This is a genomic window from Peptacetobacter sp. (assembly GCF_029264495.1).
GTDB lineage: Bacteria > Bacillota > Clostridia > Peptostreptococcales > Peptostreptococcaceae > Peptacetobacter.
The window spans coordinates 54,159-78,858 of record NZ_JARIBH010000030.1 but is presented as its reverse complement, the minus strand read 5'-3'; the positions used below and the strand labels follow the sequence as shown (position 1 = coordinate 78,858).

The window sequence follows — 24,700 nt, the reverse complement described above, 5'->3', positions numbered from 1 at the left end:
TATTATAATTTTATATATTTATTTTACTTATAGTTAAAATAATAGAGGGTATATACAAATACACAACATTCTACAAGTGGCACGCAATATTAAATATATTATATAAACGTGCATACTACTGAATCCTGAAGTAATTTTGATATACTCTCTTTATTTCTTATAGTCCTATATGTTCTACTTCATTTTTTTTATTTCTAGTCATAAGTCTGTTTATAGCTTCTGATGGTTCTAATCCATCATGCAATACTCCATAAATAGCATTTGTTATTGGCATATCGATACCTAATTTTTTAGCTACATCATGAGCAACTTCTGTTGCTGTTATACCTTCAACAACCATTTTTATTTCTTTTAGAGTTTCTTCAAGTGAGTATCCTTTTCCAATAAGTATACCAGCTCTTCTATTTCTACTATGCATACTTGTGCAAGTAACTATTAAATCACCTATTCCAGAAAGACCTGTAAATGTGATTACTTTTGCTCCCATAGCTATCCCAAGTCTACTTATTTCTGTTATTCCTCTTGTCATTAAAGCTGCCTTTGTATTATCACCATAGCCTAAACCATCACATATTCCAGCACCAAAAGCTACTATATTTTTTAATGCTCCACCCAATTCAACACCTATAAGATCTGGATTTGTATATACTCTCAAACTAGGTGACATAAATGCATCTTGTATAATTTGTGCTGATTCTATACAGTCAGATGCTACGACAATTGTAGTTGGTAGCTCTTTTGCTACTTCTTCAGCATGAGAAGGACCAGAAAGCATAACATACTTGGAATCTGGAAGTTCCTCTTTACAAACTTCTGATAATCTTTTTCCACTGCCTTTTTCAAGACCTTTTGCTACATTAACTATAATTTGATTTGAATTTAATTTTCCTTTTAATTTTGAGCAAATTTCTCTTACAGACTGTGATGGCACTGCAATAACTATTATTTCACTATCTTTTATAGCTTCATCCATATTGTCAGTTACATTTAAATTTTCAGGAAATTTTGCTCCTGGAAGATATTCTGTATTCTCTCTATTTTTGTTAATATAATCAGCTTGTTCTTTTCGTCTAGTCCACATAAGAACTTCAAATTTATTTTTTGCTAAACTCAAAGCTAAAGCAGTACCCCAACTACCTGTTCCTAATACGCAAACTTTTTTCATAGTACCCCTCCTGAAAATATTTAATTTTTCTTTTCTCCTAATTTTCTTTCAGTTCCATTCAAAATTCTTTTAATATTCTCTCTATGTGTATATATTACAGATATAACTAAAAATATTGTTACTGGTATTCCCTCATTTTTTTTCATTAGATACATAAAAATAGGAGAACAAGCTATTCCAAGTACAGACCCTAATGATATATATTTAGTAATTAATACAATTACTATAAATACTCCCAAACAGCTAAGTGCTGCTATTGGATTGACTGCAAGCATTGCTCCTAAAGAAGTTGCTACACCTTTACCGCCTCTAAATCCTAAAAATACTGGCCAGTTGTGTCCAGCTACAACAAATACTACTGCTATGTATTTAGCAGTAATTATATCAATATTAACTAATTTAGCTATTATATAAGCTATTAAAACCGCAATCATACCTTTAAGGACATCACCTAAAAAAGTCATTACACCAGCTTTTTTACCTAATGTTCTCAATACATTAGTTGAACCTGCATTTCCAGAACCTTTTGTTCTTATATCTATCCCTGCTACTCTTTTGGCTATTATGTAAGATGTAGATATATTCCCTAGTAAATATGCTATTATAGCAATTACAATATAACCTAACATTCTTTATAATTACCCTCCTTTAACTATCTCTTTTTCTGTCTATATTCAAATCTTATTGAAGTCCCCTCGAATCCAAAGTTTTCTCTTATTCTATTTTCAAGATATCTTTGATATGAGAAGTGAGTAAGTTCTTTATCATTAATGAAAAGAGTTATTTTTGGAGGTCTTATATCAGTTTGAGCTCCATAATATATTTTTAATCTCTTTCCTTTATCAGAAGGTGGCTGATTTAACATAACTGCCTCTCCTATTACTTCATTAAGTGCTGATGTAGATACTCTTTTACTATGTTCTGAAGCTACAAAATCTACTGTTTCTAATATTTTATTCATTCTTTTATTTGTAAGTGCTGATACAAATAATATTGGTGCATATGACATAAATGGGAATTTACTTCTTATATCATCAGTATATTTTTTAACTGTTTTATTATCTTTTTCTATTATATCCCATTTATTTATTACAAATATACATGCTTTACCTTCATCGTGTGCTATCCCTGCAACTTTAGTATCCTGTTCTGTAACACCTTCATTTGCATCTATTACTATAAGAACAACGTCAGCTCTATCTACTGCACTCATAGCTCTTATAACGCTATATTTTTCAACGCTTTCATACACTTTACTTTTTCTTCTAAGTCCTGCTGTGTCTATTAATAAATAATTTTGTCCATTTTTCTCAAAGTATGTGTCAACTGCATCTCTAGTAGTTCCTGCAATCGGACTTACTATAACTCTATCTTCACCTAATATATTATTTAATATAGAACTTTTACCAGCATTTGGTTTACCTGTTATAGCTACTTTTATAGTATTTTCATCTATTTCTGTATTAAGACCTTCTGGGAAATTAGCAACTATTTCATCTAGTAAATCACCAAGTCCCATACTATTTGCACCTGATATTGCAAATGGTTCTCCTAATCCAAGTTCATAAAAATCATATATATTGTCATACTGACTCATACTATCTATTTTGTTTACAACTAATATAACTGGTTTATTTGTTCTTCTTAAAGTCTCTGCTATTTCTCTATCTGCTGCAGTTATACCTTGTTTTCCATCAACTACCATTAATATAACGTGAGCCATATCCATAGCAAGCATAGCTTGATTTCTCATCTGAGATACTATTATATCATCACTTTTAGGCTCAATTCCTCCAGTATCTATTAATGTAAAGTATTTATTTAACCACTCTACCTCTGTAAATATTCTATCTCTAGTTACTCCAGGAGTATCTTCCACTATAGATATTCTTTTTCCTGCAAATTTGTTGAATATAGTTGATTTTCCTACATTTGGTCTACCAACTACTGCGACAATCGGTCTATTCATATCTGACATATCTTCAACCATCCTTTCTTCCTAAAATTTATTTCATTATTTTAATATCTTATCTACAAAATCGTGTCCTTCATTTTCACAAGGAACGACCTCATTTCCTAAAATTTCTTCAAGTTGCTCAAGTGTTATATCATCTAAAAATATTAGTTCATCAGCCTTAAGCATACTTCTTGTTATATAAAGAGTTTCTCCTCTTTCTTTTCCTTCTGTTTGTTTTATTATATCTTGAGCTGTTATAAGACCTGAAACTGTAATAGTTTCTCCCCAAAATTCATTTTTTATTTTAAATACATTTATTTTAACCTGTGGAAATTTATCCATAACAAGTTGAGCCATACCTTTAATAAACTCATATGCAGATTTTCCTGTTGCTATAGAAACTGTTTTTTCTCTTACTTCATAATTATCCGGCAATTCATTTAAATAATTTTCAACTTCTGTACCAAGCTTTCTTATCATTCCAACACCATCTTCAAATTGAAGAAAACCTTCATAAGAATCAAAGTCTGGTATCTCTCTTTTAGCTATAATATAAAACTCATCAGACATAAATGCAAATCTTGAGCCAAATTTTTCAAGGCACTCCTTTTGTAATCTTTCAACTAAATCAATAGCTTCATTAGCTGTTTCTTTATTAAATATTTCAAGATGAGGTAGATGATCTCTATATCTTGTAACACCTACTGGAACTATTGCAACACTATTTACATTTGGATATAATGCTGATAGTTCATTTATTGTTCTTTCTAGTTCTTTACCATCATTAACTCCTGGACATAAAACTATTTGACAATTCATTGTTATACCCGCTTCTGCAAGTCTTTCCATTATACCATAAAGTCTTCCTGCAAACCTATTTGTAATCATTCTCTGTCTAAGCTCTGGGTTTGTAGTGTGTACAGAAATATTTATAGGGCTTATTCTATATCTTATTATATCTTCAATATCTTGCTCACTCATATTTGTAAGAGTGACAAAATTTCCTTGTAAGAATGATAATCTTGAATCATCATCTTTAAAATATAATGTTTCTCTCATACCTTTTGGCAATTGATCTATAAAACAAAACATACATTTATTTCTGCAACTTTTTGCACTATCTATTATAGGATTTGTAAATTCTATACCAAGTTCTTCATCATAGTCTTTTTCTATTTCATATACTACTCTTTCACCACTTTTTGTTTGTATCTCAAGTTCAATATATTCATCATCAGTTAGAAATCTGTACTGTATAATATCTTTTACGTGTTCTCCATTAACTGCAATTAAGTTATCTCCTACTTCTATTTCTAACTCTTCAGCTATACTTCCTGGATATATTCTACTTATTATATTATTCGAATTTTTTACATTAACTTCCACTTTTGATACTATCCTTTCTTAAAATTTATTATATCTCTAACTAAATTTATTAATTACAAAATATCAATTTCATTAAACCTATAAAAAGTCATTACATATCATTTTATGATAACATTTTTAAAGAAAGTATTCAACTATTTAAAAATAAAAGGACACCATTTAGTGTCCTTTTTAATAATTTTAATTTTGAGGTATACTTACAATAAATGTGCTCCCTTTTTCCATTTCACTTTCTACAGAAATATTTCCACCTAAGTTTATAACTATATGTTTTGTTATAGCAAGACCTAATCCTGTTCCGCCAATTTCTCTACTTCTAGCCTTATCAACCCTATAAAATCTTTCGAATATTCTATCTTGGTCTTCTTTTGGTATCCCAATTCCATTATCAGATACTTTTAATATAGCTTTATTATTTTCCTCATATATATCGACATTCACTTTTCCATTTTCTTGTGTATATTTTATAGCATTATCAACTAAATTTAATATAATTTGTTTTATATAGTCTTCATTAGCCTTTATAATAATCGATTTTTCTGCATTGCAATTCAATTCAATCTTTTTAGATTTTGCTGATATATTTAACATATCTTCTACCTTTTTGTAGACATCATACAAATCTACATCGTCTTTCTCTTTTTTTGTATCTGTTTCTATAAAAGATAATGTCAGAATATCTTCTATTAATCTTCTTAATCTATTCGCTTCCCCATCTATTATATCTAAAAATCTATTCCTTGTTTCTATATCTATGTTTTCATTTAATTTCAATGTTTCTGCAAATCCACTTATCGATGTAAGAGGTGTTTTTAATTCATGGCTTACATTTGCCACAAAATTTTTCCTCATATTTTCTATTTTTACTCTTTCAGATATATCTTCTAAATTTACAATTGAACCTATTATTATACTTTTATTATTCTGAAGATATACTGGATCTAATTTTATCCTACAAAATCTTCCATCTTCTAATTTTATTGAAATCTTTTCATTTTCTCTTGAGCCCATAAAAAGCATTATCTGTTTTAATATTTCTTCTTCTCTAATTGCAAAAGAAATATTTCTTCCTTCTACCATAGTATCTAAAGGACAATTTATTATTTTTTTAGCTTCATCATTTATAAGAAGTATATTTCCCTCTATATCTATTGCCAATATCCCATTTGATATACTTTTTAATATACTTTTTAATTGTAAGTTTTTATATTCTAATTCATCAAAAGTTTTATATAAACTTTTAATCATTTCATTATAATTTTTGGCGAATTCCCCCAATTCACCATTTCCTCCTAAATCCATTCTTACATGATGTTCATTATTACTTACTCTTTTTGAAACATTTATTATTTCTTTAAAATATTTTTTTAAATTTATAGCGTATCGTATTGAAACTATAGCTATTCCTATAGAAATTAGCGTTATTATCGTTTCAATATTATTTATATCCCCCATAGTCTACCTCCTATTTAAATTTAATTTATTATAATATTATTAATCTATCTTGTACCCAACACCCCTTATAGTTTCAATATATTTTTCATTTGCTCCTGCTTCTTCTAATTTTTTTCTAAGATATCTTATATGAACATCTACTGTTCTTGTTTCACCATAGTATTCATACCCCCATATTTCATCTAGTAAAAAATTCCTAGATAATACTTTACCACGATTTTTTAGAAGTAATTTTAAAAGTTCAAATTCTTTTAAAGTTAAATCTACTTTTTTATCATCTATTTTTACCTCATGTTTTATAAGGTTTAATTTTAGATTTCCTGTAGATAATTCATCATTACTATTTTCCAAATTCATTCCATATCTTCTCATAACTGAAGTTATTCTAGCTAAAAGTTCTTTTACACTAAATGGTTTAGTTATATAATCATCAGCACCTACTTCAAGTCCTTCTACTTTATCATCTTCCATATTTTTAGCTGTTAGCATTATTACAGGTGTATTTTTCAAATCTGAATCTTGTCTTATCTTTTTTAATACTTCTATTCCACTTATATTCGGTAACATCCAATCTAAAAGTATTAAATCAGGTTTTTCATCTTTTGCTTTTATAAACCCATCAAATCCGTCATATGAACATATTGCATTATATCCCGATGTTTGTAAATTAAACTTAAGCAGTTCAACTATATGTATTTCATCATCTATTATTAAAACTTTCTCATTCACTGTAAACACTCCTTTATCAAATAACTTATATTTTTATTTTTTACACTTATTTATATTATAATCCTCTTTCCTTAACTATAAGTTAATTTCAACTATTGTACCTATTCTTTTATCTGTTTTATTATCTTTTCTATAAGAATAAAACGAATCATTTTGACAAGATGTACATATTCTTAAATTATTAATATTTTCTTTTTTTATACCACATTTTTTTAGTAAATAAGTGTTAACTTCTGTTAAATCTATATAAAATTTATCTTCTTTCATTATATAAAATTTACAGTCATTATTTGTAATAATTGTGTTAAATTTATCAACTAATTCTTTTGATACTTCATAACAGCATGGACCTATTGCAGGGCCTATTATACAGTGAATATCATCAATATTTGATCCAAATTTATTTAACATAGATTTAATTGTTTTTTCTACTATTTTAGAATATGTTCCTCTCCAACCTGCATGTATATTTGCAACAACCTTTTTATTTTTATCTATTAGGACAATTGGAACACAATCTGCTGTGTATATTATAAGAGGTGTATTGGCTAAATTAGTTATCATGGCATCCCCATTTTCTACTTTACCAACATTATCATTAGTTATTATTCTGATTATATCTGAGTGTATTTGATTTGAATTTGTTATATTTTCAAAATTTAAATTATAAATTGAAGATATCTTTTTTAAATCATTTATATTTTTTGCATCAAATTCTCTAGTAGTTATTATTATCTTTGCAAATCCATTTTTTTCAAACTTTATTTTTTCTTCTAAACAATTTTTCATATATTTATTCTCCTTTTTCTGTAAGGATATTTTTCAGTTCATTTACAAAAGTATTTATATCTTTAAATTGTCTATACACTGAAGCAAATCTTATATATGCGACTTCATCTAAATCCTTAAGACCGTCCATAACCATTTCTCCTATGACGTTTGATTCAACTTCTCCTAAATACTTTCTATTTATTTTATATTCTACTTCTGATACTAGTTTTTCTATATCTTCTATAGAAACTGGTCTTTTTTCACAAGCCTTCATTATTCCTTTTTTAACTTTATTTCTTTCAAATAATTCTCTTGTTTCATCCTTTTTTATAACCATTATAGGTGTCATTTCTATATTTTCATATGTTGTAAATCTTTTTTTACATTCTTCACATTCTCTTCTTCTTCTTATTGTATTAGCGTCAGTATGTCTTGAGTCTACAACTTTTGATTCTCTAAATCCACAAAAAGGGCACTGCATATTAAATCCTCCCATTAATTTATTCTCGATTATTTATAATATCATAACATTATTTTTTATTTTGTCAACTTTTAATATTCGACAAATAAAAAAGCTGACAATAATGTCAGCTTAATTTTAATCTATTTTCTTTTTTTTCTATTTCTTATGAATATTGGTATTTCCATTTCACAATCTTCTTCTATAGCAGAAGTTTCTTCTATAGTACTTTTTATTGAAGGAGTTTCTTCTACAGTTTCTTCTTTAGTTTCAACTGTAGCTATCTCTCTATTTAATTCTTCTTTTATTATTCTAGTAGTCTCTTTTGCTACATTTTGCATCTGAGGATCAAATCCAGTTGCTATAACTGTTACAGTTACTTCATCACCTAATTCTTCTTTAACATTTGCACCAAATATTAAATCAACATCTTCATGACATGATTCATAAATTATGTTAGAAGCTTCATTAATTTCAACTAAACTTAAATCTAATCCACCAGATATATTAAGTATAACTCCTCTAGCTCCTACTATTGAAGTTTCAAGAAGTGGAGATTCTATAGCTTGTCTTACTGCTTCAATAGCTTTATTATCTCCCTTAGCACTACCTATACCTATATGTGCAAGACCTTTATCTCCCATTATTCTCTTAACATCTGCAAAGTCAAGATTTATAATACCAGGAACTTTTATTAGTTCTGATACTGACTGTATTGCTTGTCTTAAAACATCATCTGCTATAGAGAATGCTTTTAACATAGATGTATTTTTTTGAACAACCTGAAGTAATCTGTCATTCGGTATAGTTATTAATGTATCGACTTTACTTTTTAACTCCTCTATACCTGCTTCAGCTTGTTTCATTCTTTTTCTACCTTCAAATGTAAACGGTTTAGTAACAACACCTACAGTTAATTTTCCAAGATCTTTTGCTATTTCAGCTATTACTGGAGCAGCTCCTGTTCCTGTTCCACCGCCCATTCCTGCTGTTATAAATACCATTTCTGAGTCTTCTAATAATTTTATAATTTCATTTTTACTTTCTTCAGCTGCTTTTTTTCCAACTTCTGGGTCAGCTCCAGCTCCTAGTCCTTTAGTAAGTTTTTCACCTATTTGAACTTTATATTCAGCTTTTGATCTACATAAAGCTTGTTTATCAGTATTTACAGATATAAAATCTACACCATTTATTTTAGCATCGACCATTCCATCTACTGCATTACTTCCGCCACCACCGACGCCAACTACTTTTATTTTGACCCATTCTTCTAACTCTACATCAAAACCTAGCATCAACATTCCTCCTGTTCTATATCTAATGTGATAATTAAAGTTATCATATAATATTCTTCATTCTATTTTATCTATAATAAATTTATTGGAATATATTTTCCACTATATTTACATAAATAGCTATAATATCATTTTACTTCTAAATAGCACTATATTGCAAGGTAATTTTGTTAATTGTATAATAAAATTACCTTTTTTTATCAAATGATATTTATATATATTTATTTTTCAATTACAGATTCTATTTCATCATATATTAAATTTATTGCTTCTGGTCTACCTGCTTTTTTACTTGCTGCTGACATATCAGATAGTATTTTTTCATCTTTTAATATTTTAAATAATACTTTATCTAATTTTTCTGGAGTAAGATCCTTTTCCAAAATTGCTACTCCTGCACCTTTAGATTCTATACTTTTTGCATTATATTCTTGATGATTTTCCGCTGTATATGCTTTTGGTATTATTATAGAAGGCTTTCCTAATGCTGTTATTTCAGCTAAAGAAATAGCTCCTGCACTTCCTATTACTATATCACTTGCTGCAAGACCATTTGCCATATCCTCTAAATAAGGAATTACTCTTTGATCTTTATTTAATTTTATATCTTTTATATTCTCCATAAATTCATCATAAAATCTTTTACCAGTGGCAAATATAAATGCTATGTCTTCATCAACCATGTGTTTAATTGCTTTTTCCATAGCTTTATTTATTGTTTTTGACCCTCCACTACCACCATAGCAAAGAACTAATTTTTTATTTTCGTCAATTCCAAGTTTTTTTCTAGCTTCACATTTATCAGCATCAAGTATTTCTTGTCTAACAGGATTTCCTGTAAATACTAATTTAGACTGACTAGCTTCTGGAAATCTTGCGTGTGAATCTTCAAAACTAGTTAATACTTTTGTAACAGTTTTTGACAATATTTTATTTGTTACACCTGGGAATGAATTTTGTTCATGTACTATACAAGGTATTTTTCTTGTAGATGCATTAAAAAGAACCGGTCCACTTACATACCCACCAGTACCTATTACTACATCTGGTTTAAATTTTTTAACTATTTTTTTTGTTTGTCCAAGTCCTTTTAACAATTTAAAAACTCTTTTTACATTTTCAAAATCTATTTTTCTTTTAAATCCTTGTACTGTAACTGTTTCTAACTTGTATCCATATTTAGGTACAATTTCAGATTCGATACCATTTTTTGTACCTACAAAAAGTATTTCGGCATCTGGATTTTCACTTTTAATTTTATTAGCTATTGCTATTGCTGGATACACATGACCTCCAGTACCTCCGCCTGATAATATTACTCTCATTTTTTTATCTCCTATTTTTATTTTCGTCCTTTATAAATACAATTAAATGAATAATTGGATATTTTCATAGTTTAAAATAATAGATAGAAATATTTTGTTCTATAAATATATTAATTATAATTATATAATTTCTACTTATAATATTATATCAGATAAAAAAATTTTTTAAACTCCTCTTTTAACATATTTCTATATATTATTTTAAATTATTTGAATAATTTTATTAAATAAAAAATAAGGTCATGTTATAGAGACACTATATCATGACCTAAAAATATATCCTCTTTATAGATTATTTACATTATCTTTAAAGTCTTTTCCTCTCTCTTCAAAGTTGTTATACATTCCCCAACTAGCACAAGCTGGAGAAAGAAGAACTACATCTCCTTCTTTAGCTAATTTACTACAAGTTAAAACAGCTTCTTTCATATTTTCAACTTTGTGTATATCTAATATTCCATGATTTTTAGCTGTTTTTTCTATTTTATCTGATGTTTCTCCCATAAGGACTATTGTTTTTACATTTTTCTTTGCAATTTCTAAAAGTTCATTATAGTCACTGCCTTTATCATATCCACCAGCTATAAGTATTATAGGATTTTCATATGCTTGAACTGCTTTTATTGTAGAATCAGGATTTGTTCCTTTAGAATCATTTACATATTTTATTCCATTTATTTCTTTTACAAATTCAAGTCTATGTTCAACAGCTTTAAAAGTTTTTAATACTTCTTTTATTACAGATATATCTATTCCAGAGACATAAGACATAGCTATAGCAGCCATGCAATTTTCTAAATTATGTCCTCCTGGTAAAGAAAGTTCTTCTACTTTCATTAAATTAATTTTTTTATCAATATTTATAATTATATTTCCTTCTTCAAGGTAAACACCTTTTTTTAACATTTCTTTTCTTGAGAAAAATACTACATTTGCATTACATTTTTCTGCTAAGTTTCTAGTTATCTCATCATCATAATTTAAAACACAAAAATCAGTTTTGTCTTGATTCATAAATACTCTAGATTTTGCATCTATATAATTTTCCATAGTATGATGTCTATTCATATGGTCTTCTGTTATATTAAGAACTGCACTTACATTAGGTTTAAAATCAACTATACTTTCAAGCTGAAAACTACTTAGTTCAGTTATAAAACAAGCTTTTTCATTTGCACATTGAACTGCATCAATTACAGGATTACCTATATTACCTACAATATAAGTTTCCTTATTTGCTTTTTTAAATATTTCTCCTGTTAAACTTGTAGTTGTTGTCTTTCCATTTGTACCTGTTATACCAACAAAGTAAGGTTTTTTAGAAAGACGATATGCTAATTCAACTTCGCCTATTAATTCTTTATTATTATTTATTATTTTTTTTATAAATGGAAGGTCTAAAGGAACGCCTGGAGAAACAACTACCATATCGATATCACTTATATCTTCTGGATGATGTCCTAAAATATATTTTATTCCATCAATATCTTTTATTTCAGAGATTATTTCCTCAAGTTTATCCTCTGTTTTTATATCATTTACTGTTATATCTGCTCCGTATTTTGCAAGACATTTTATTGTAGATATCCCCGTCTTTGCAAGACCTACAAGTAGAACTTTCTTTCCTTTTAATTCCATTTTCTCATCCTCCAATTTTTAAAATCCTGCTACTACTCCTATCCAAGCTAGTACAATAGATACTATCCAGAATATGAAAACAACTTTCGTTTCTGGCCATCCACATTGTTCATAATGATGATGAAGAGGTGCCATTTTAAATATTCTTTTTCCTGTTTTTCTATAATATGTAACCTGAATTATAACTGACAATGCTTCTGCAAAATATATTCCACCTACTATAGGTATTAAAAGTACTGAATTTGTTAAAACCGCAAATGAAACAAATGCTCCACCTAATGCCATAGAACCTGTATCACCCATAAATACTTTTGCAGGATTTACATTAAATACTAAAAATCCTATACATGCACCAACTGTTGCTGCTGCAAACATAGATACTTCTGGATTTTTTGCTACAAACATTGCAAATATAACAAAGAATGTAGATGTTATAGCTGTTATTCCAGATGCTAAACCATCAAGTCCATCAGTTAAATTTACTGCATTTACTGTTCCTATTATTATAAACATCATTATTGGAACATATAAAATACCTAAATCTATATATCCTTTTGTAAATGGTATCATTATTTTTGATCCCATTGGTGATGCAGTATATTGATAATATGAAACATATAATGCTATAGCAAATTGGAAAGCTATTTTTTGCCAAGCTCTTAATCCTAATGATCTTTTCATTTTTATTTTTATAAAGTCATCAAGAAATCCTACTAAACCAAACCCTAACATACATATAAGTCCTACTAACACTTGAGAATCTAAACCGTGATTTCTCAATAGTACAGTAATCGTTATACCTATTATAAACATAATTCCACCCATTGTCGGTGTACCATTTTTTGCAAGGTGTGTCTGTGGTCCATCATCTCTTACAGTTTGCCCAAATTTTAATCTGTGTAATATAGGTAAAAATATTGGCCCTATTATTACAACTATTACAAATGATATTAACATTGTAATAGCTACTTGTTTAATATCCATAATTTAGATTTCCTCCTATTATCTCTTAAATATTACTTTATCTATTATATACTTTATATTTTTCTTGTAAATAGAAAATAAGTTCTATTCTATTAATTATTTTTAGATTTTTCTTCTAAATGCTCTACAAATTTTTCAAATTTCATACCTCTTGATGCTTTAAATAATATAATATCCTTATCTTTTATTAATTTATCTAGGTATGATTTTGCTTCTTCTAATGTTTCAAAATGCATTGATTTTTCTTTATTAAATCCATTTTCTTCAGCTTCTTTATTTATAAAGTTAGAATTTTCTCCTACAGTTATTATAAAATCTGTATTTTTTATACATGCTTTTCCTACTCTTCTATGACCATATTCTGATAATTTTCCCATTTCTAGCATATCACCAAGAACAGCTATTTTTCTTTCTTTATATCTTCCTAATATACTTAAAGAAGCTTCCATTGAATCTGGGCTTGCATTATATACATCATTTATAACAATATTTTCTCCTATTTTTCTTATATCCTGTCTCATTCCTGTGGCTTCAAAATTAGAAAGCCCTATTTTTATATTTTCTATAGATATCCCTAATTCTATACCAACTGCTATTGCTGCCATAGCATTATATATATTATGTTTACCTACTGTAGGTATTGTAATTTCATGAATAGCTCCATTTATGAAACATTTAAATTCTATATTATCTTCTGTCATATTGTAATCTTTACAATATATATCATTATTTTCATTAAATCCAAATGTAACTAATTTATAATCTTTATTTTCATCTTTTAATGTGGATAAAAATTTGTCATCTCCATTCACAATTAGGGTATTTTTTTTATCAAAGTATGTAGCAATTTCCATTTTAGCCTTAAATATTCCTTCTTGTGAACCTAGATTTTCTACATGAGAAAGACCTATATTTGATATAACAGCTATTTTCGGTTTAACCATATTAGCAAGATATTCTATTTCGCCAAATCCAGACATGCCCATTTCTATAACTGCACACTCATAATCACTATTTAAATTAAATAAAGTCAAAGGTACTCCAAAATGATTATTGAAATTTTTTTCATTCTTTAATGTTATTTTTTCTGATGAAAGTGCTGCATATACCATATCTCTAGTAGTTGTTTTTCCTACACTTCCAGTTATACCAACAAATGGTATATTAAATTTATTTTTATAATAACTAGCAATATCACCAAGAGTTTTTGAAGTATCTTTCACTTCAATTATATTCATATCTGATTTTGTATCAATGTTTCTTCCTTCATTTACAATAAATACTCTACATCCTAAATTATATGCAGATTCAATATATTTATGTGCATCATTATTTTCTCCAACAATAGCTACAAATGCTGTATTTTCTTTTGCAAGTCTACTATCTATAACGATATTTTTTACAAAAACATTATTATCTCCATTTTTTAATTTACCATTAGATGATTCGACAATCTCTTTTACTGTCAGCATCTCCATCTTATTTCCCCCTAACTCAACTTTTTAATATAATCTTTTATTTATATATTTTTAATATAATCAAAATTTTTTCTATCAATAAAGGCAATGTATAGATAACCACACATTGCCTTATAATTTTTAGCATTTATTATTATATACCATATTCACTTATTTTTGAAGTGTTTTATAACTAGCTGTAATTAATCTGTTACATATTTTTCTTTTCAATTTCAATATATTTATAAAAATATATAATTATTTCTTTTCCGCAACTCTTAATTTTGCACTTCTTGATCTTGGATTTTCTTCTATTTCTTCTTTGCTAGGTAATATAGGTTTTCTTGTTATTACCTTCACTTCAGAAACTTTGTCACATTGACAGAAAGGTATTTCTGGAGGACAAATACAATCAAGAGAAAGATATTTAAATTCATTTTTAACAATTCTATCTTCTAATGAGTGAAATGTTATTATACATATTCTACCTCCAGTATTCATTATAGAGCAGGCATCTTTTATCATTTTTGTTATTACGCCTAATTCATTATTTACTTCTATTCTTATTGCTTGAAAAGTTCTTTTTGCTGGATGAGGTCCATCTATTCTAGCTTTTTTAGGAATTGCTTTTTTTATTATATCCACTAACTCACCTGTTGTTTTTATAGGATTTTCTTCTCTAGCTTCAACTATAAATTTAGCTATTCTTTTTGCCCAATTATCCTCTCCATATTTTTTTATTATTTCTGCAAGTTCATCTTCTGTATATTCATTTACAACATTATATGCAGAAAAATCTTTTCTTATATCCATTCTCATATCAAGAGGTGCATCTTGCATATAAGAAAAACCTCTATCTGCTTCATCTAACTGATGAGAGGAAACTCCTAAATCAGCAAGAACTCCATCTATTTTATAGACCCCTATTTTTTCTAATTCTTCTTTTATATTTTCAAAATTACTATGTACAAACTTCACTCTGTCACTATATTCTGCTAATCTTTCTTTTGCCGTTGCTATAGCATTTTTATCTTGGTCGAATCCTATAAACAAACCATCCTTTGAAAGTTTTTTTACTATCTCTTTTGAATGTCCTGCACCTCCCATAGTACAATCTACATAAACTCCATCCGGTTTTATATTGAGATTATCTATACATTCATTAAGAAGTACTGATACATGATTAAATTCCATACTTACCTCCTTTTAAATTAATTTATTTTTATTTCTTTTTTTTAAATATAAATGTGCGAATATACCAATTATAATACCAACCAAACTTATAATTTGTGCCATTCTTAAAGGTCCTATCATTAAACTATCTGTTCTAAGTCCTTCAATAAAGAATCTACCTATAGAATATAAAATTATATAAGATATTATAACTTCTCCTTCATATGTTTTTTTCTTTCTCATATAAAGTATTATAAATAAAAATATCATAAAATCCCAAATAGATTCATATAAAAATGTTGGATGTACTTTAATACCATCCACCATTATTCCCCAAGGAAGAGTTGTTGGTCCACCATGTGCCTCTTTATTTATAAAATTCCCCCATCTTCCTATTGCTTGTGCTAGAGGCATACCTATAATAACTGCATCTGCTGTTTTTAGGAAATTCATTTTTTTTGCTTTTGTATATATATATCCTGTAAGTATACCACCTATGAGACCACCATGTATTGCAAGTCCTCCACCTCTAATATTAAATATTTCTCTTAAATTTTGAGAGTAATAATCCCAACTGAACACTACATAGTATAATCTCGCACATATAATAGCTATTGGAATAGCAATTATAGCAATATTTAAAACATCATCTTCTGATATTCCAACTCTTTTAGCTTCTTTTAATGCTAAATATATTCCAAAAAGCATTCCTAGTGCTATTAATATTCCATACCACATTACATCTATTCCCAAAATATTAAATGCTACTCTATCCATTTTTCCCCCCTATTTACATAGATTCTATCGGCTCTATTATAGAAATCACACAATTTTCTTCTTTAAAGTGTTTATTTAATCTCTCTTCAACATCTTCAAATTTAACATCTTTTAAAACTTCTAAATAATCTAAAATATTGATATCTTTAAATGCATAAGATACAAAATTATTCGCTATAAACTCCATTGAATCCATATATTTTATAAATTCACCAATTTTTTTCTTTTTTGCTCTTTCAAAACTTTCTTTAGATAAGCCTTCTTTTTTATATTTTTCAATATATTCACTTATAATATCTTTTACTTTATACGGATCTTTGCCCTCACCAGATATAAGAGTAAATGCATATTCAACTTCTGAATAAAATCCTCCATAAAAACTATCATTTACAAGCCCATTCATATAAAGATAGTCATTTAATTCACTTCCTGTTTTAAAAATCATATCACAAAGTATATCACTAACAACTTCTTTTCTTAAAAGTTCTTTACCTCTTAAATTTATATCTTCATCTTTATATCCTATATTAAACATAGGCATTGAAACTTGATACTTTTCTACTATCTCTTTACACGCTATCTCTTTTGGTTCTTTTTCTGAAAATCTAGTTATTTTACCTTCTATTTTTTCTATTTCAGTGTGGTTAGCTTTTTTTACTGTTTCAAAAACTTCTTTTTGATCCAAATCCCCTATAATAAATAAAATCATATTCGATGGATTATAGAAAGTATTGTAGCATTTATAAAGTTCTTCTGGTGTTATTTTATATATGCTTTCTACATCTCCTGCTATATCTATTTTGACATTATGTTTTTGATACATTGCTTTTAAGGCATTAAAGTATACTTGCCAATTAGCATCATCATCATACATTTTTATCTCTTGAGCTATTATTCCCTTTTCTTTTTCTACATTTTCATCTGTATAATATGGCGTTTGTACATAATCTATAAGATGTGTTAAACATTCATTAAAATTTTCTGTTGCTGAAAATAGATATGCTGTCATATTGAAATTTGTAAATGCATTTGCATTTGCTCCATATTTAGAAAATAAATCGAATGCATTTTTTCCATCTGGTTGTTCAAACATTTTATGTTCTAAAAAATGTGCAATCCCTTCATTTACTTTTATCCTTTCATTTTCTCCTTTTGGAATAAATTCTAAATCATTAGAACCAAAATCTGTAGCTAATACAGCATATTTTTTTATAAATCCTTTTTTAGGCATAAAATATACTTTTAATCCATTTTCCAATGTTTCAAAATATAATTCTTCTTTTATAATATTATTTACTATTTTTTCCATTTTTTTCTCCTTATTTTTCATTTGTAAGGAAGTACACTGTATCTTCCTGTATATCTCTCATAGCTTCTACTATATCTTCAATAGTAACATTTTCAACATATTCTATTATTTCTTCTATTTTATAATCTGTATTTCCTAATTCTTGAGAAAATACAAATTCAGACATTCCACCTATTCCATCACAAGAAGATTTAAACCCATTTATAAGAGATTTTTTAGTATTTAATAATTCCTCTTCTGTTATATCTCCATTCATAACTGATTTTAAATTTTCATTTATAAGTTTTTCTGTCTTATCTCTATTTTCTATTTCTATTCCTGAAGAAATTAACATTATAGATTTATATTTATCTACAGTTGCAAATATATAATAACATAAGCTTTCTTTTTCCCTTACATTATTAAACAATTTAGAGTGTGCTCCTCCACCTAAAACACTACATCCTGTAACTAATGCATAGTATTTTTTTGCATCTTTATAATCCACATTTGCTCTGTAACCCATAACTAATTTTCCTTGTGTAATATCCATAGATTCATCCACTTTTTTTACACTACTTACATTTTTAGAAAAATCTTCTCTTGTTAATTCTTGTATTTGCCCACGTTCTATAGAAAAATGATTTTTTATAATATTTTCTATTTCTTCACAATCAAAATCACCTTCAACTATTATATCAATTCTAGAATCTCTTATTATCTTTTTATAATGCTCATATAAATCTTCTGTAGTTATTGATTCTATTTCATCTATATTCCCAGATGAAGGAATACTATATTTTTCGTCTTCACACATTATTTCGATACATCTTTTGTGTGCGTATGATTTTTTATCATTTATTATAGATAACACTTTATTTTTTAAATTTTCTTTTTCTATATCCAAATATTCTTTTTTGAATCCACCATCTACTATAAGAGGTTTTGTTATTATATTATTCATTAATTCTATAATATCTGCAAATATTTTTTCATCTATATATTTATCATTAGTATTTAATATTTTAAAAGATATTATTTGTTTTTCTCCTCTTTTTGATGTATCTCCCATTATAGATGCCCCATAAAGATCATCCAATCTATCAGAAAGTTCTCTCATAGAAGGGTATCTTTCACACCCACTTAAAAGAACTTGAGGTAATAACGAATTTTTTGCTGCCTCTTCTTTTTCCAGCATTCTCTGTATATTTATACTAATCAGATTTGATTTAAATTTTTCAGTTTTTATAAGAGTAAGCCCCATACCCTTAGCTATTTCTTTTTTTATTATAGATTCCATTCTATTCCTCCTATTTTGAATTTTTCTATTACATTTAATTATAACCTTTTTAACGATAAAGATATACATAAAATATTCGCATTTGTACAAAATATATTTTACAGAAATACTTATTCTGTTGTATAATGAATCTATATGTCAATAGATAAATTATATAAGTTTGCATAAATTTTATAAATTTATTAAAAATAAAAAGAGAGAGGACGATTAAATTATGAAATTAGGTATAGTTGGTTTACCAAATGTTGGTAAAAGTACTCTATTTAATGCTATAACTCAAGCTGGAGCTGAGTCAGCAAATTATCCATTCTGTACAATAGACCCTAATATAGGTGTTGTTTCTGTACCAGATGTAAGATTAAATAAACTTAAAGAACTTTATAATTCTAAAAAAATAGTTCAAACTGCTATAGAGTTTTGCGATATAGCTGGTCTTGTTAAAGGTGCTTCTAAAGGTGAAGGACTTGGTAATAAATTCTTATCTAATATAAGAGAAGTTGATGCCATAGTTCATGTTGTTAGATGCTTTGAAGATCCTAATGTTGTTCATGTTGATGGTTCTGTAGATCCTTTAAGAGATATTGAAACTATAAACTTAGAACTTATATTCTCTGATATAGAAGTTCTTGAAAGAAGATTAGTTAAAACTAGAAAAGCTCTTAAAGCTGATAAAACTCTTCAAGGAGAAATTGATATACTTGAGAGTTTAATGGCTACTCTTGAAGATAATAAGTGCATAAGAACAATGGAATTTGATGATGATACAGAAGCTTTTGTAAAATCTTTAAATCTTTTAACTTCTAAACCTGTCATATATGTTTCTAATGTATGTGAAGATGATTTAGCAGACGATGGTGCTAATAATCCTATGGTTGCAAAAGTTAGAGAATTTGCTGATACAGAAGGTTCTGACACTGTTGTTGTATGTGCTCAAATAGAAGCTGAAATATCTGAACTTGAAACAGACGAAGAAAAAATGGAATTCCTTCAAACTTTAGGTCTTGAACAATCTGGTCTTGATAAACTTATAAGAGCTTCTTATCATCTTTTAGGATTAATCTCTTTCCTTACTGCTGGTGAAATGGAAGTTAGAGCTTGGACTATAAAAAATGGAACAAAAGCTCCACAAGCTGGTGGAAAAATACACTCTGATATAGAAAGAGGATTTATAAAAGCTGAAACTATAGCTTATGAAGACCTTATACAGTATGGAAATATGACTGCAGCTAAAGAAAAAGGTGCTGTTAGACTTGAAGGTAAAGAATATATAGTAAAAGATGGAGATGTTATATTATTTAAATTCAATGTTTAAAATAAATAAAAAAATAAAACCAAGTTTACTTGGTTTTATTTTTTTATCTTAATACTATTAATTAATATATCAAATTTATTTTTTTCTTTTAAATTGTATTGCATTTTGACTGCATTTTTTCATACAATCTCCACACTGTATGCATTCCATATCTCCAACATTTTTTACATCTAATTTACAAGTTATTGTACATGCATTACAACCATTGCATTTTTTACTATCTATTTCAAATCCAAATACTGATATTCTATTAAATAAAGCATAAAAAGCTCCTAATGGACAAATAAATCTACAAAATATCCTGAATATAAATACAGATGATACTAATATACTCATCATCAAAACAATTTTCCAATTAAATAAAAATCCTATCAGAGCTTTAAGACTATCATTTTTTGAAACTAAAATTATACCTGCTTCTGCTGTACCGGCTGGACATATATATTTACAAAAACCAGGTGCAGCCATAAAAATAGGTATTAAAATTACAAATACAATTAATACAATATATTTTATTGATGATAATTTTTTACTCCAATTTCCTTTTTTTATTTTTTTAGAAGGAATTTTATAAAGTAATTCTTGTATTAATCCAAAAGGACATAAAAAACCACAAATTACTCTCCCAAGTAAAATCCCAAACAATAACATTAATCCTATTATATAGTAAGGAAATTTATATCTTGCAGATACTAAAGCTGTTTGTAAACTTCCAATTGGACAGGAAGCTATTGCTCCAGGACAAGAGTAGCAATTAAGCCCAGGTACACACACACTTTTTATTTCTCCTTTATATATATTGCCTTTTGCAAATCCTGATATATTACAATTATACAAAATAGCACACAAAAGCTGTATCAATTTTCTTTTTTTATCTTTTATCCAATTTTTCATTATCCTATACCTATACATTCATAACAAATTCTTGTGGCTTTATTAACTATATCTCTAATATCTCCATTATGTATTCCAATAATTATAAATAAAATTGCCACTAAAATTATTGTCTTTCTTAAAATTATTTTTAATTTCATCTATTTATTTAAAATCTCCTCTATCTTCTCAGAAATCAACATATATTGAGCTTCTGCTCCACTAGATCCAGTATATACTTCATATACTTTTCCATCTTTATCAATTATTAATGTATATGGAATACCGTCAGTTGGATATTTTCTAGATATATCTAAGTTTTCATCATATGCTATAGGTAATGTATATTTATTTGCTTTTAGAAATTTTCCTATTAAATCTTTGCTATCACCACTATTTATAGCCATAACTTCTATTTTATCACCATAATCTTTTTGTAATTTCTCCATAGCTGGCAATTCTTCTACGCAAGGTCCACACCAAGTTGCCCAAAAATTTAAAATTGTTATTTTCTTACCTTTATTGTTTGCTAATTCAAATGTTTTTCCATTATTTAATTCTGCTGTAAAATTAGGTGCTTCATCACCTTTTTGTAAAATTTTCACTTCAGAAGTGTTTTGTCCACATCCTACAAGCAAAATACTGCTAATAATTGTTACTACAAATACAATAAATAAATTTTTCTTTTTCATACACACCATCCTTTCAAAATAAAAAAGTACCTTTTATGATATATTACCATAAAAGATACTTTTTATAAATAAATCAATTCTCTATTTCATAATTATTTCTCTTTGAACATTATACTATTTATTCTATCAACTATAACTGCTATTGCATTATCACCTGATACATTACAAGCAGTTCCAAAACTATCTTGAGTTAAATAAAGTGCTATCATTAGTGATGCAAGCCCTCCTTCAGAAGGTATTCCTACCATAGGAAGAAATGGTAAAGCTGACATTATAGCTCCTCCAGGTGCTCCTGGTGCAGCTACCATAGCAACTCCTAACATTGCTATGTAAGGGAATAATACATTTATCCCGTGTGGCATATTATTCATCATTAATACTGCTGTTGTAAAGCAAGTTATAGAAATCATAGAGCCTGATAAATGTATTGTTGCACATAATGGAACTACAAATTCTCTTATTTGTTTTGAAACTCCATTTTTTTCAGCACATTCTACATTTACTGGTATAGTTGCTGCTGAAGATTGTGTTCCTATTGCTGTTAGATATCCTGGTATTTGATTTTTTAACATTGTAAATGGATTTTTCTTTCCTATACTACCTGCAACTCCAAATTGTACTAGTAAGTATATTAAATGTAATGGAATTACTGTTACAAATACTTTCCAGAAAACACTCAATATATTCCAAACTTGTCCAGCATAAGCTATATTAGAAAATGTTCCTGCTATGTATATTGGTAATAATGGAATTATTATTGTTGAAAGAGTTGCCTTTACTATCTCTTGAAATTCATTAAAGAATTTATAAAGTACCTCTCCCTTTCCTTTATTTCTTAATGCTGATATTCCAAGTCCCATCATAAATGCAAATACGATTGCTGCTGTCACATCTACCATAGGCTCTAAAGGTATTGAAAATATTGGAGATAATTGTCCTGCACTTGGATCTCCTATTTTATCTATTACTGAAGATGTTATAAATCTTGGAAATAATGTTGATGCTATTATAAATGCTATTGAACCTGCTACTAAAGTTGAACCATATGCTATTGCTGTTGTTATTCCAAGTAATTTCCCAGCTCCAGTTGCTAAATCAGCTATTCCTGCTGTTACAAATCCTATAATTATAAAAGGTATCACAAATGATAAAAATGCAGAAAATACATTGCTAATTGTTACTAAAATTTCAACAAATTTTGATGGGAAATATGTTCCTATTATAATACCTACTACAATCCCTATAATTAATTTCGGGACTAAACCAATTTTTTTGACTTTCTTTTCTTTTTTCATATCTCTTCCTCCTTTTAAATTACTTAATTTTAAATATTTTCTATAATAAAAAAGAGCTTATTTTGTTTTATTTTAAAAACAAAGTAGCTCTTTTATATTTCTATAAAGATTTATTTATAATCTATTTACTATAAATTTTCTAGTATTTTGCATTTATAATAATTTTATACCAACTTTTTCACATTCTTTAATCATATCTTCAGGCCAAATTCCAACTTGTACCTCTCCAATATGTGCTTTTTCTAAGTAGTACATACATATTCTAGATTGTCCGATACCTCCACCTATAGTATAAGGCAATTCACCATTTAAAAGCATTCTATGATAGTCTAATTCTCTTCTATCATCACATCCAGCTAAAGTTAACTGTCTATCTAAACTTTCTTCATCAACTCTTATTCCCATAGATGATAATTCTATAGCTTCATCTAAAATAGGATTATAGAAAAGTATATCTCCATTTAAATCCCAATCGTCATAATCAGGACTTCTACCATCATGCTTTTCTCCATTTGAAAGTATCTTTCCAATCTGCATTATAAATACAGCACCATATTCCTTTACCGCTTTATTTTCTCTTTCTTTAGCCGAAAATTCAGGATATTTATCCAATAATTCCTGAGATGTAAAAAATGTTATTTTTTCGGGAAGAATTTCTGAAATATGTGGATAAAGAGAACATACAAATACCTCTGTATCTTTAAATACTCTATAAAGTTTTTCTACTATATCTTTAAGTGTTTCTATATTTCTTTCTTCTTTATTTATAACTAATTCCCAGTCCCACTGGTCTACATATAAGGAGTGTAAATTATCTAATTCTTCATCTTTTCTTATTGCATTCATATCAGTATATAATCCAGAACCTGACGTGAAGCCATATCTTTTTAATGCCATTCTTTTCCATTTTGCAAGAGATTGTACTATCTCTGCATTTTTATCTAAAAATGGCACATTAAAATTAACAGCTTTTTCTACACCATTTAGGTTATCATTCATACCGGTTTCTGGTAAAACAAAAAGTGGTGAGGAAACTCTGCTTAAATTAAGTTCTCTACTAAGTCTTAATTCAAAGTAATCTTTTAATTTTTTTATTGCTATTTGGGTTTCCATTATATCTAATTTATCTTTATAATCTTTTGGTAATTTTAATGCCATAACTTATACTCCTCTAAACTTTCTTTTTGAATTTTTCGATTTTTAATATAATAAACTTTAATTTTTCATTTGTCAAGAAATCATTTAATTTTCTGATTTTTTAATCATTCTTTTGTTATATCTTTTTGTTATTAATTAAAGTAAAACTGCTTTTTCTCATTTATTTTGATATATATATTTGAAAATCATTTTTCATTTTTCATTTTTTAT

The 24,700-nt window shown here is 27.4% G+C and carries 23 protein-coding genes; 1 reads left to right on the top strand and 22 read right to left on the bottom strand.

The genetic code is table 11. From position 1 onward, the window contains the following. Window positions 1-157 precede the first annotated feature (157 nt). The 17 genes from Q1J78_RS03290 to yfmF form a co-directional block, all read right to left on the bottom strand. Window positions 158-1,165 carry an NAD(P)H-dependent glycerol-3-phosphate dehydrogenase gene (locus Q1J78_RS03290; protein WP_300278265.1) on the bottom strand — a complete coding sequence of 336 codons (1,008 nt, stop codon included), beginning with the start codon at window positions 1,163-1,165 and terminating at the stop codon, window positions 158-160. A gap of 20 nt (window positions 1,166-1,185) precedes the next feature. Beyond that, window positions 1,186-1,794: a glycerol-3-phosphate 1-O-acyltransferase PlsY gene (gene plsY, locus Q1J78_RS03285; RefSeq protein ID WP_300278262.1), complete on the bottom strand. Its 609-nt coding sequence runs from the start codon at window positions 1,792-1,794 to the stop codon at window positions 1,186-1,188. A 23-nt stretch (window positions 1,795-1,817) separates the two neighbouring features. Continuing rightward, window positions 1,818-3,143 (bottom strand): ribosome biogenesis GTPase Der, encoded by a 1,326-nt coding sequence (gene der, locus Q1J78_RS03280; RefSeq protein WP_300278268.1) that lies wholly within the window; start codon window positions 3,141-3,143, stop codon window positions 1,818-1,820. Between the two features lie 36 nt (window positions 3,144-3,179). Continuing rightward, entirely contained in the window at window positions 3,180-4,508 is a 1,329-nt protein-coding gene (locus Q1J78_RS03275) for a DUF512 domain-containing protein (protein ID WP_300278259.1), read from the bottom strand. 180 nt (window positions 4,509-4,688) lie between these two features. Then, complete coding sequence (locus Q1J78_RS03270; protein ID WP_300278256.1) at window positions 4,689-5,963, bottom strand: HAMP domain-containing sensor histidine kinase; 1,275 nt, start codon at window positions 5,961-5,963, stop codon at window positions 4,689-4,691. A gap of 39 nt (window positions 5,964-6,002) precedes the next feature. Continuing rightward, entirely contained in the window at window positions 6,003-6,692 is a 690-nt protein-coding gene (locus Q1J78_RS03265) for a winged helix-turn-helix domain-containing protein (protein WP_300278253.1), read from the bottom strand. 75 nt (window positions 6,693-6,767) lie between these two features. Beyond that, on the bottom strand, window positions 6,768-7,481 hold the full coding sequence (gene pgeF / locus Q1J78_RS03260; protein WP_300278250.1) for a peptidoglycan editing factor PgeF: 714 nt from the start codon (window positions 7,479-7,481) through the stop codon (window positions 6,768-6,770). A gap of 4 nt (window positions 7,482-7,485) precedes the next feature. Further along, the gene (gene nrdR, locus Q1J78_RS03255; RefSeq protein ID WP_300278247.1) at window positions 7,486-7,944 is read right to left on the bottom strand and encodes a transcriptional regulator NrdR; all 459 of its coding nucleotides are present in this window, start codon (window positions 7,942-7,944) and stop codon (window positions 7,486-7,488) included. Window positions 7,945-8,066: 122 nt separating this feature from the next. Further along, window positions 8,067-9,218, bottom strand: coding sequence for a cell division protein FtsZ (ftsZ, locus tag Q1J78_RS03250; RefSeq protein WP_300278244.1), 1,152 nt, complete (start codon window positions 9,216-9,218; stop codon window positions 8,067-8,069). Window positions 9,219-9,439: 221 nt separating this feature from the next. After that, the gene (murG, locus tag Q1J78_RS03245; RefSeq protein WP_300278241.1) at window positions 9,440-10,543 is read right to left on the bottom strand and encodes an undecaprenyldiphospho-muramoylpentapeptide beta-N-acetylglucosaminyltransferase; all 1,104 of its coding nucleotides are present in this window, start codon (window positions 10,541-10,543) and stop codon (window positions 9,440-9,442) included. Window positions 10,544-10,828: 285 nt separating this feature from the next. Beyond that, window positions 10,829-12,181 (bottom strand): UDP-N-acetylmuramoyl-L-alanine--D-glutamate ligase, encoded by a 1,353-nt coding sequence (gene murD / locus Q1J78_RS03240; RefSeq protein ID WP_300278239.1) that lies wholly within the window; start codon window positions 12,179-12,181, stop codon window positions 10,829-10,831. 18 nt (window positions 12,182-12,199) lie between these two features. After that, window positions 12,200-13,165 (bottom strand): phospho-N-acetylmuramoyl-pentapeptide-transferase, encoded by a 966-nt coding sequence (gene mraY / locus Q1J78_RS03235; RefSeq protein WP_300278236.1) that lies wholly within the window; start codon window positions 13,163-13,165, stop codon window positions 12,200-12,202. A 92-nt stretch (window positions 13,166-13,257) separates the two neighbouring features. Next, window positions 13,258-14,643, bottom strand: a complete 1,386-nt coding sequence (locus Q1J78_RS03230) for a UDP-N-acetylmuramoyl-tripeptide--D-alanyl-D-alanine ligase (protein WP_300278233.1) — start codon at window positions 14,641-14,643, stop codon at window positions 13,258-13,260. A 237-nt stretch (window positions 14,644-14,880) separates the two neighbouring features. Further along, the gene (gene rsmH, locus Q1J78_RS03225) at window positions 14,881-15,816 is read right to left on the bottom strand and encodes a 16S rRNA (cytosine(1402)-N(4))-methyltransferase RsmH (RefSeq protein ID WP_300278230.1); all 936 of its coding nucleotides are present in this window, start codon (window positions 15,814-15,816) and stop codon (window positions 14,881-14,883) included. A gap of 12 nt (window positions 15,817-15,828) precedes the next feature. Further along, window positions 15,829-16,572, bottom strand: coding sequence for a prolipoprotein diacylglyceryl transferase (gene lgt / locus Q1J78_RS03220; protein ID WP_300278227.1), 744 nt, complete (start codon window positions 16,570-16,572; stop codon window positions 15,829-15,831). A gap of 13 nt (window positions 16,573-16,585) precedes the next feature. Next, entirely contained in the window at window positions 16,586-17,881 is a 1,296-nt protein-coding gene (yfmH, locus tag Q1J78_RS03215) for an EF-P 5-aminopentanol modification-associated protein YfmH (protein ID WP_300278224.1), read from the bottom strand. Window positions 17,882-17,891: 10 nt separating this feature from the next. Next, complete coding sequence (gene yfmF / locus Q1J78_RS03210) at window positions 17,892-19,160, bottom strand: EF-P 5-aminopentanol modification-associated protein YfmF (RefSeq protein WP_300278221.1); 1,269 nt, start codon at window positions 19,158-19,160, stop codon at window positions 17,892-17,894. A gap of 214 nt (window positions 19,161-19,374) precedes the next feature. On the opposite strand from yfmF, the gene ychF reads away from it, so the two are divergent. Next, window positions 19,375-20,472, top strand: a complete 1,098-nt coding sequence (gene ychF, locus Q1J78_RS03205) for a redox-regulated ATPase YchF (RefSeq protein ID WP_300278218.1) — start codon at window positions 19,375-19,377, stop codon at window positions 20,470-20,472. A gap of 75 nt (window positions 20,473-20,547) precedes the next feature. Here ychF and Q1J78_RS03200 read toward each other — a convergent pair whose 3' ends face one another. From Q1J78_RS03200 to asnA, 5 genes are all read right to left on the bottom strand, one after another. Beyond that, the gene (locus Q1J78_RS03200) at window positions 20,548-21,366 is read right to left on the bottom strand and encodes a 4Fe-4S binding protein (RefSeq protein WP_300278215.1); all 819 of its coding nucleotides are present in this window, start codon (window positions 21,364-21,366) and stop codon (window positions 20,548-20,550) included. Continuing rightward, window positions 21,366-21,506, bottom strand: a complete 141-nt coding sequence (locus tag Q1J78_RS03195; protein ID WP_300278212.1) for a CD1871A family CXXC motif-containing protein — start codon at window positions 21,504-21,506, stop codon at window positions 21,366-21,368. Before Q1J78_RS03195 ends, Q1J78_RS03200 begins: the two co-directional genes overlap by 1 nt. Further along, complete coding sequence (locus Q1J78_RS03190; protein ID WP_300278208.1) at window positions 21,507-22,037, bottom strand: TlpA family protein disulfide reductase; 531 nt, start codon at window positions 22,035-22,037, stop codon at window positions 21,507-21,509. Between the two features lie 92 nt (window positions 22,038-22,129). Then, complete coding sequence (locus tag Q1J78_RS03185; RefSeq protein WP_300278205.1) at window positions 22,130-23,332, bottom strand: dicarboxylate/amino acid:cation symporter; 1,203 nt, start codon at window positions 23,330-23,332, stop codon at window positions 22,130-22,132. A 153-nt stretch (window positions 23,333-23,485) separates the two neighbouring features. After that, the gene (gene asnA / locus Q1J78_RS03180; protein WP_300278202.1) at window positions 23,486-24,490 is read right to left on the bottom strand and encodes an aspartate--ammonia ligase; all 1,005 of its coding nucleotides are present in this window, start codon (window positions 24,488-24,490) and stop codon (window positions 23,486-23,488) included. Between the last annotated feature and the right edge of the window lie 210 nt (window positions 24,491-24,700).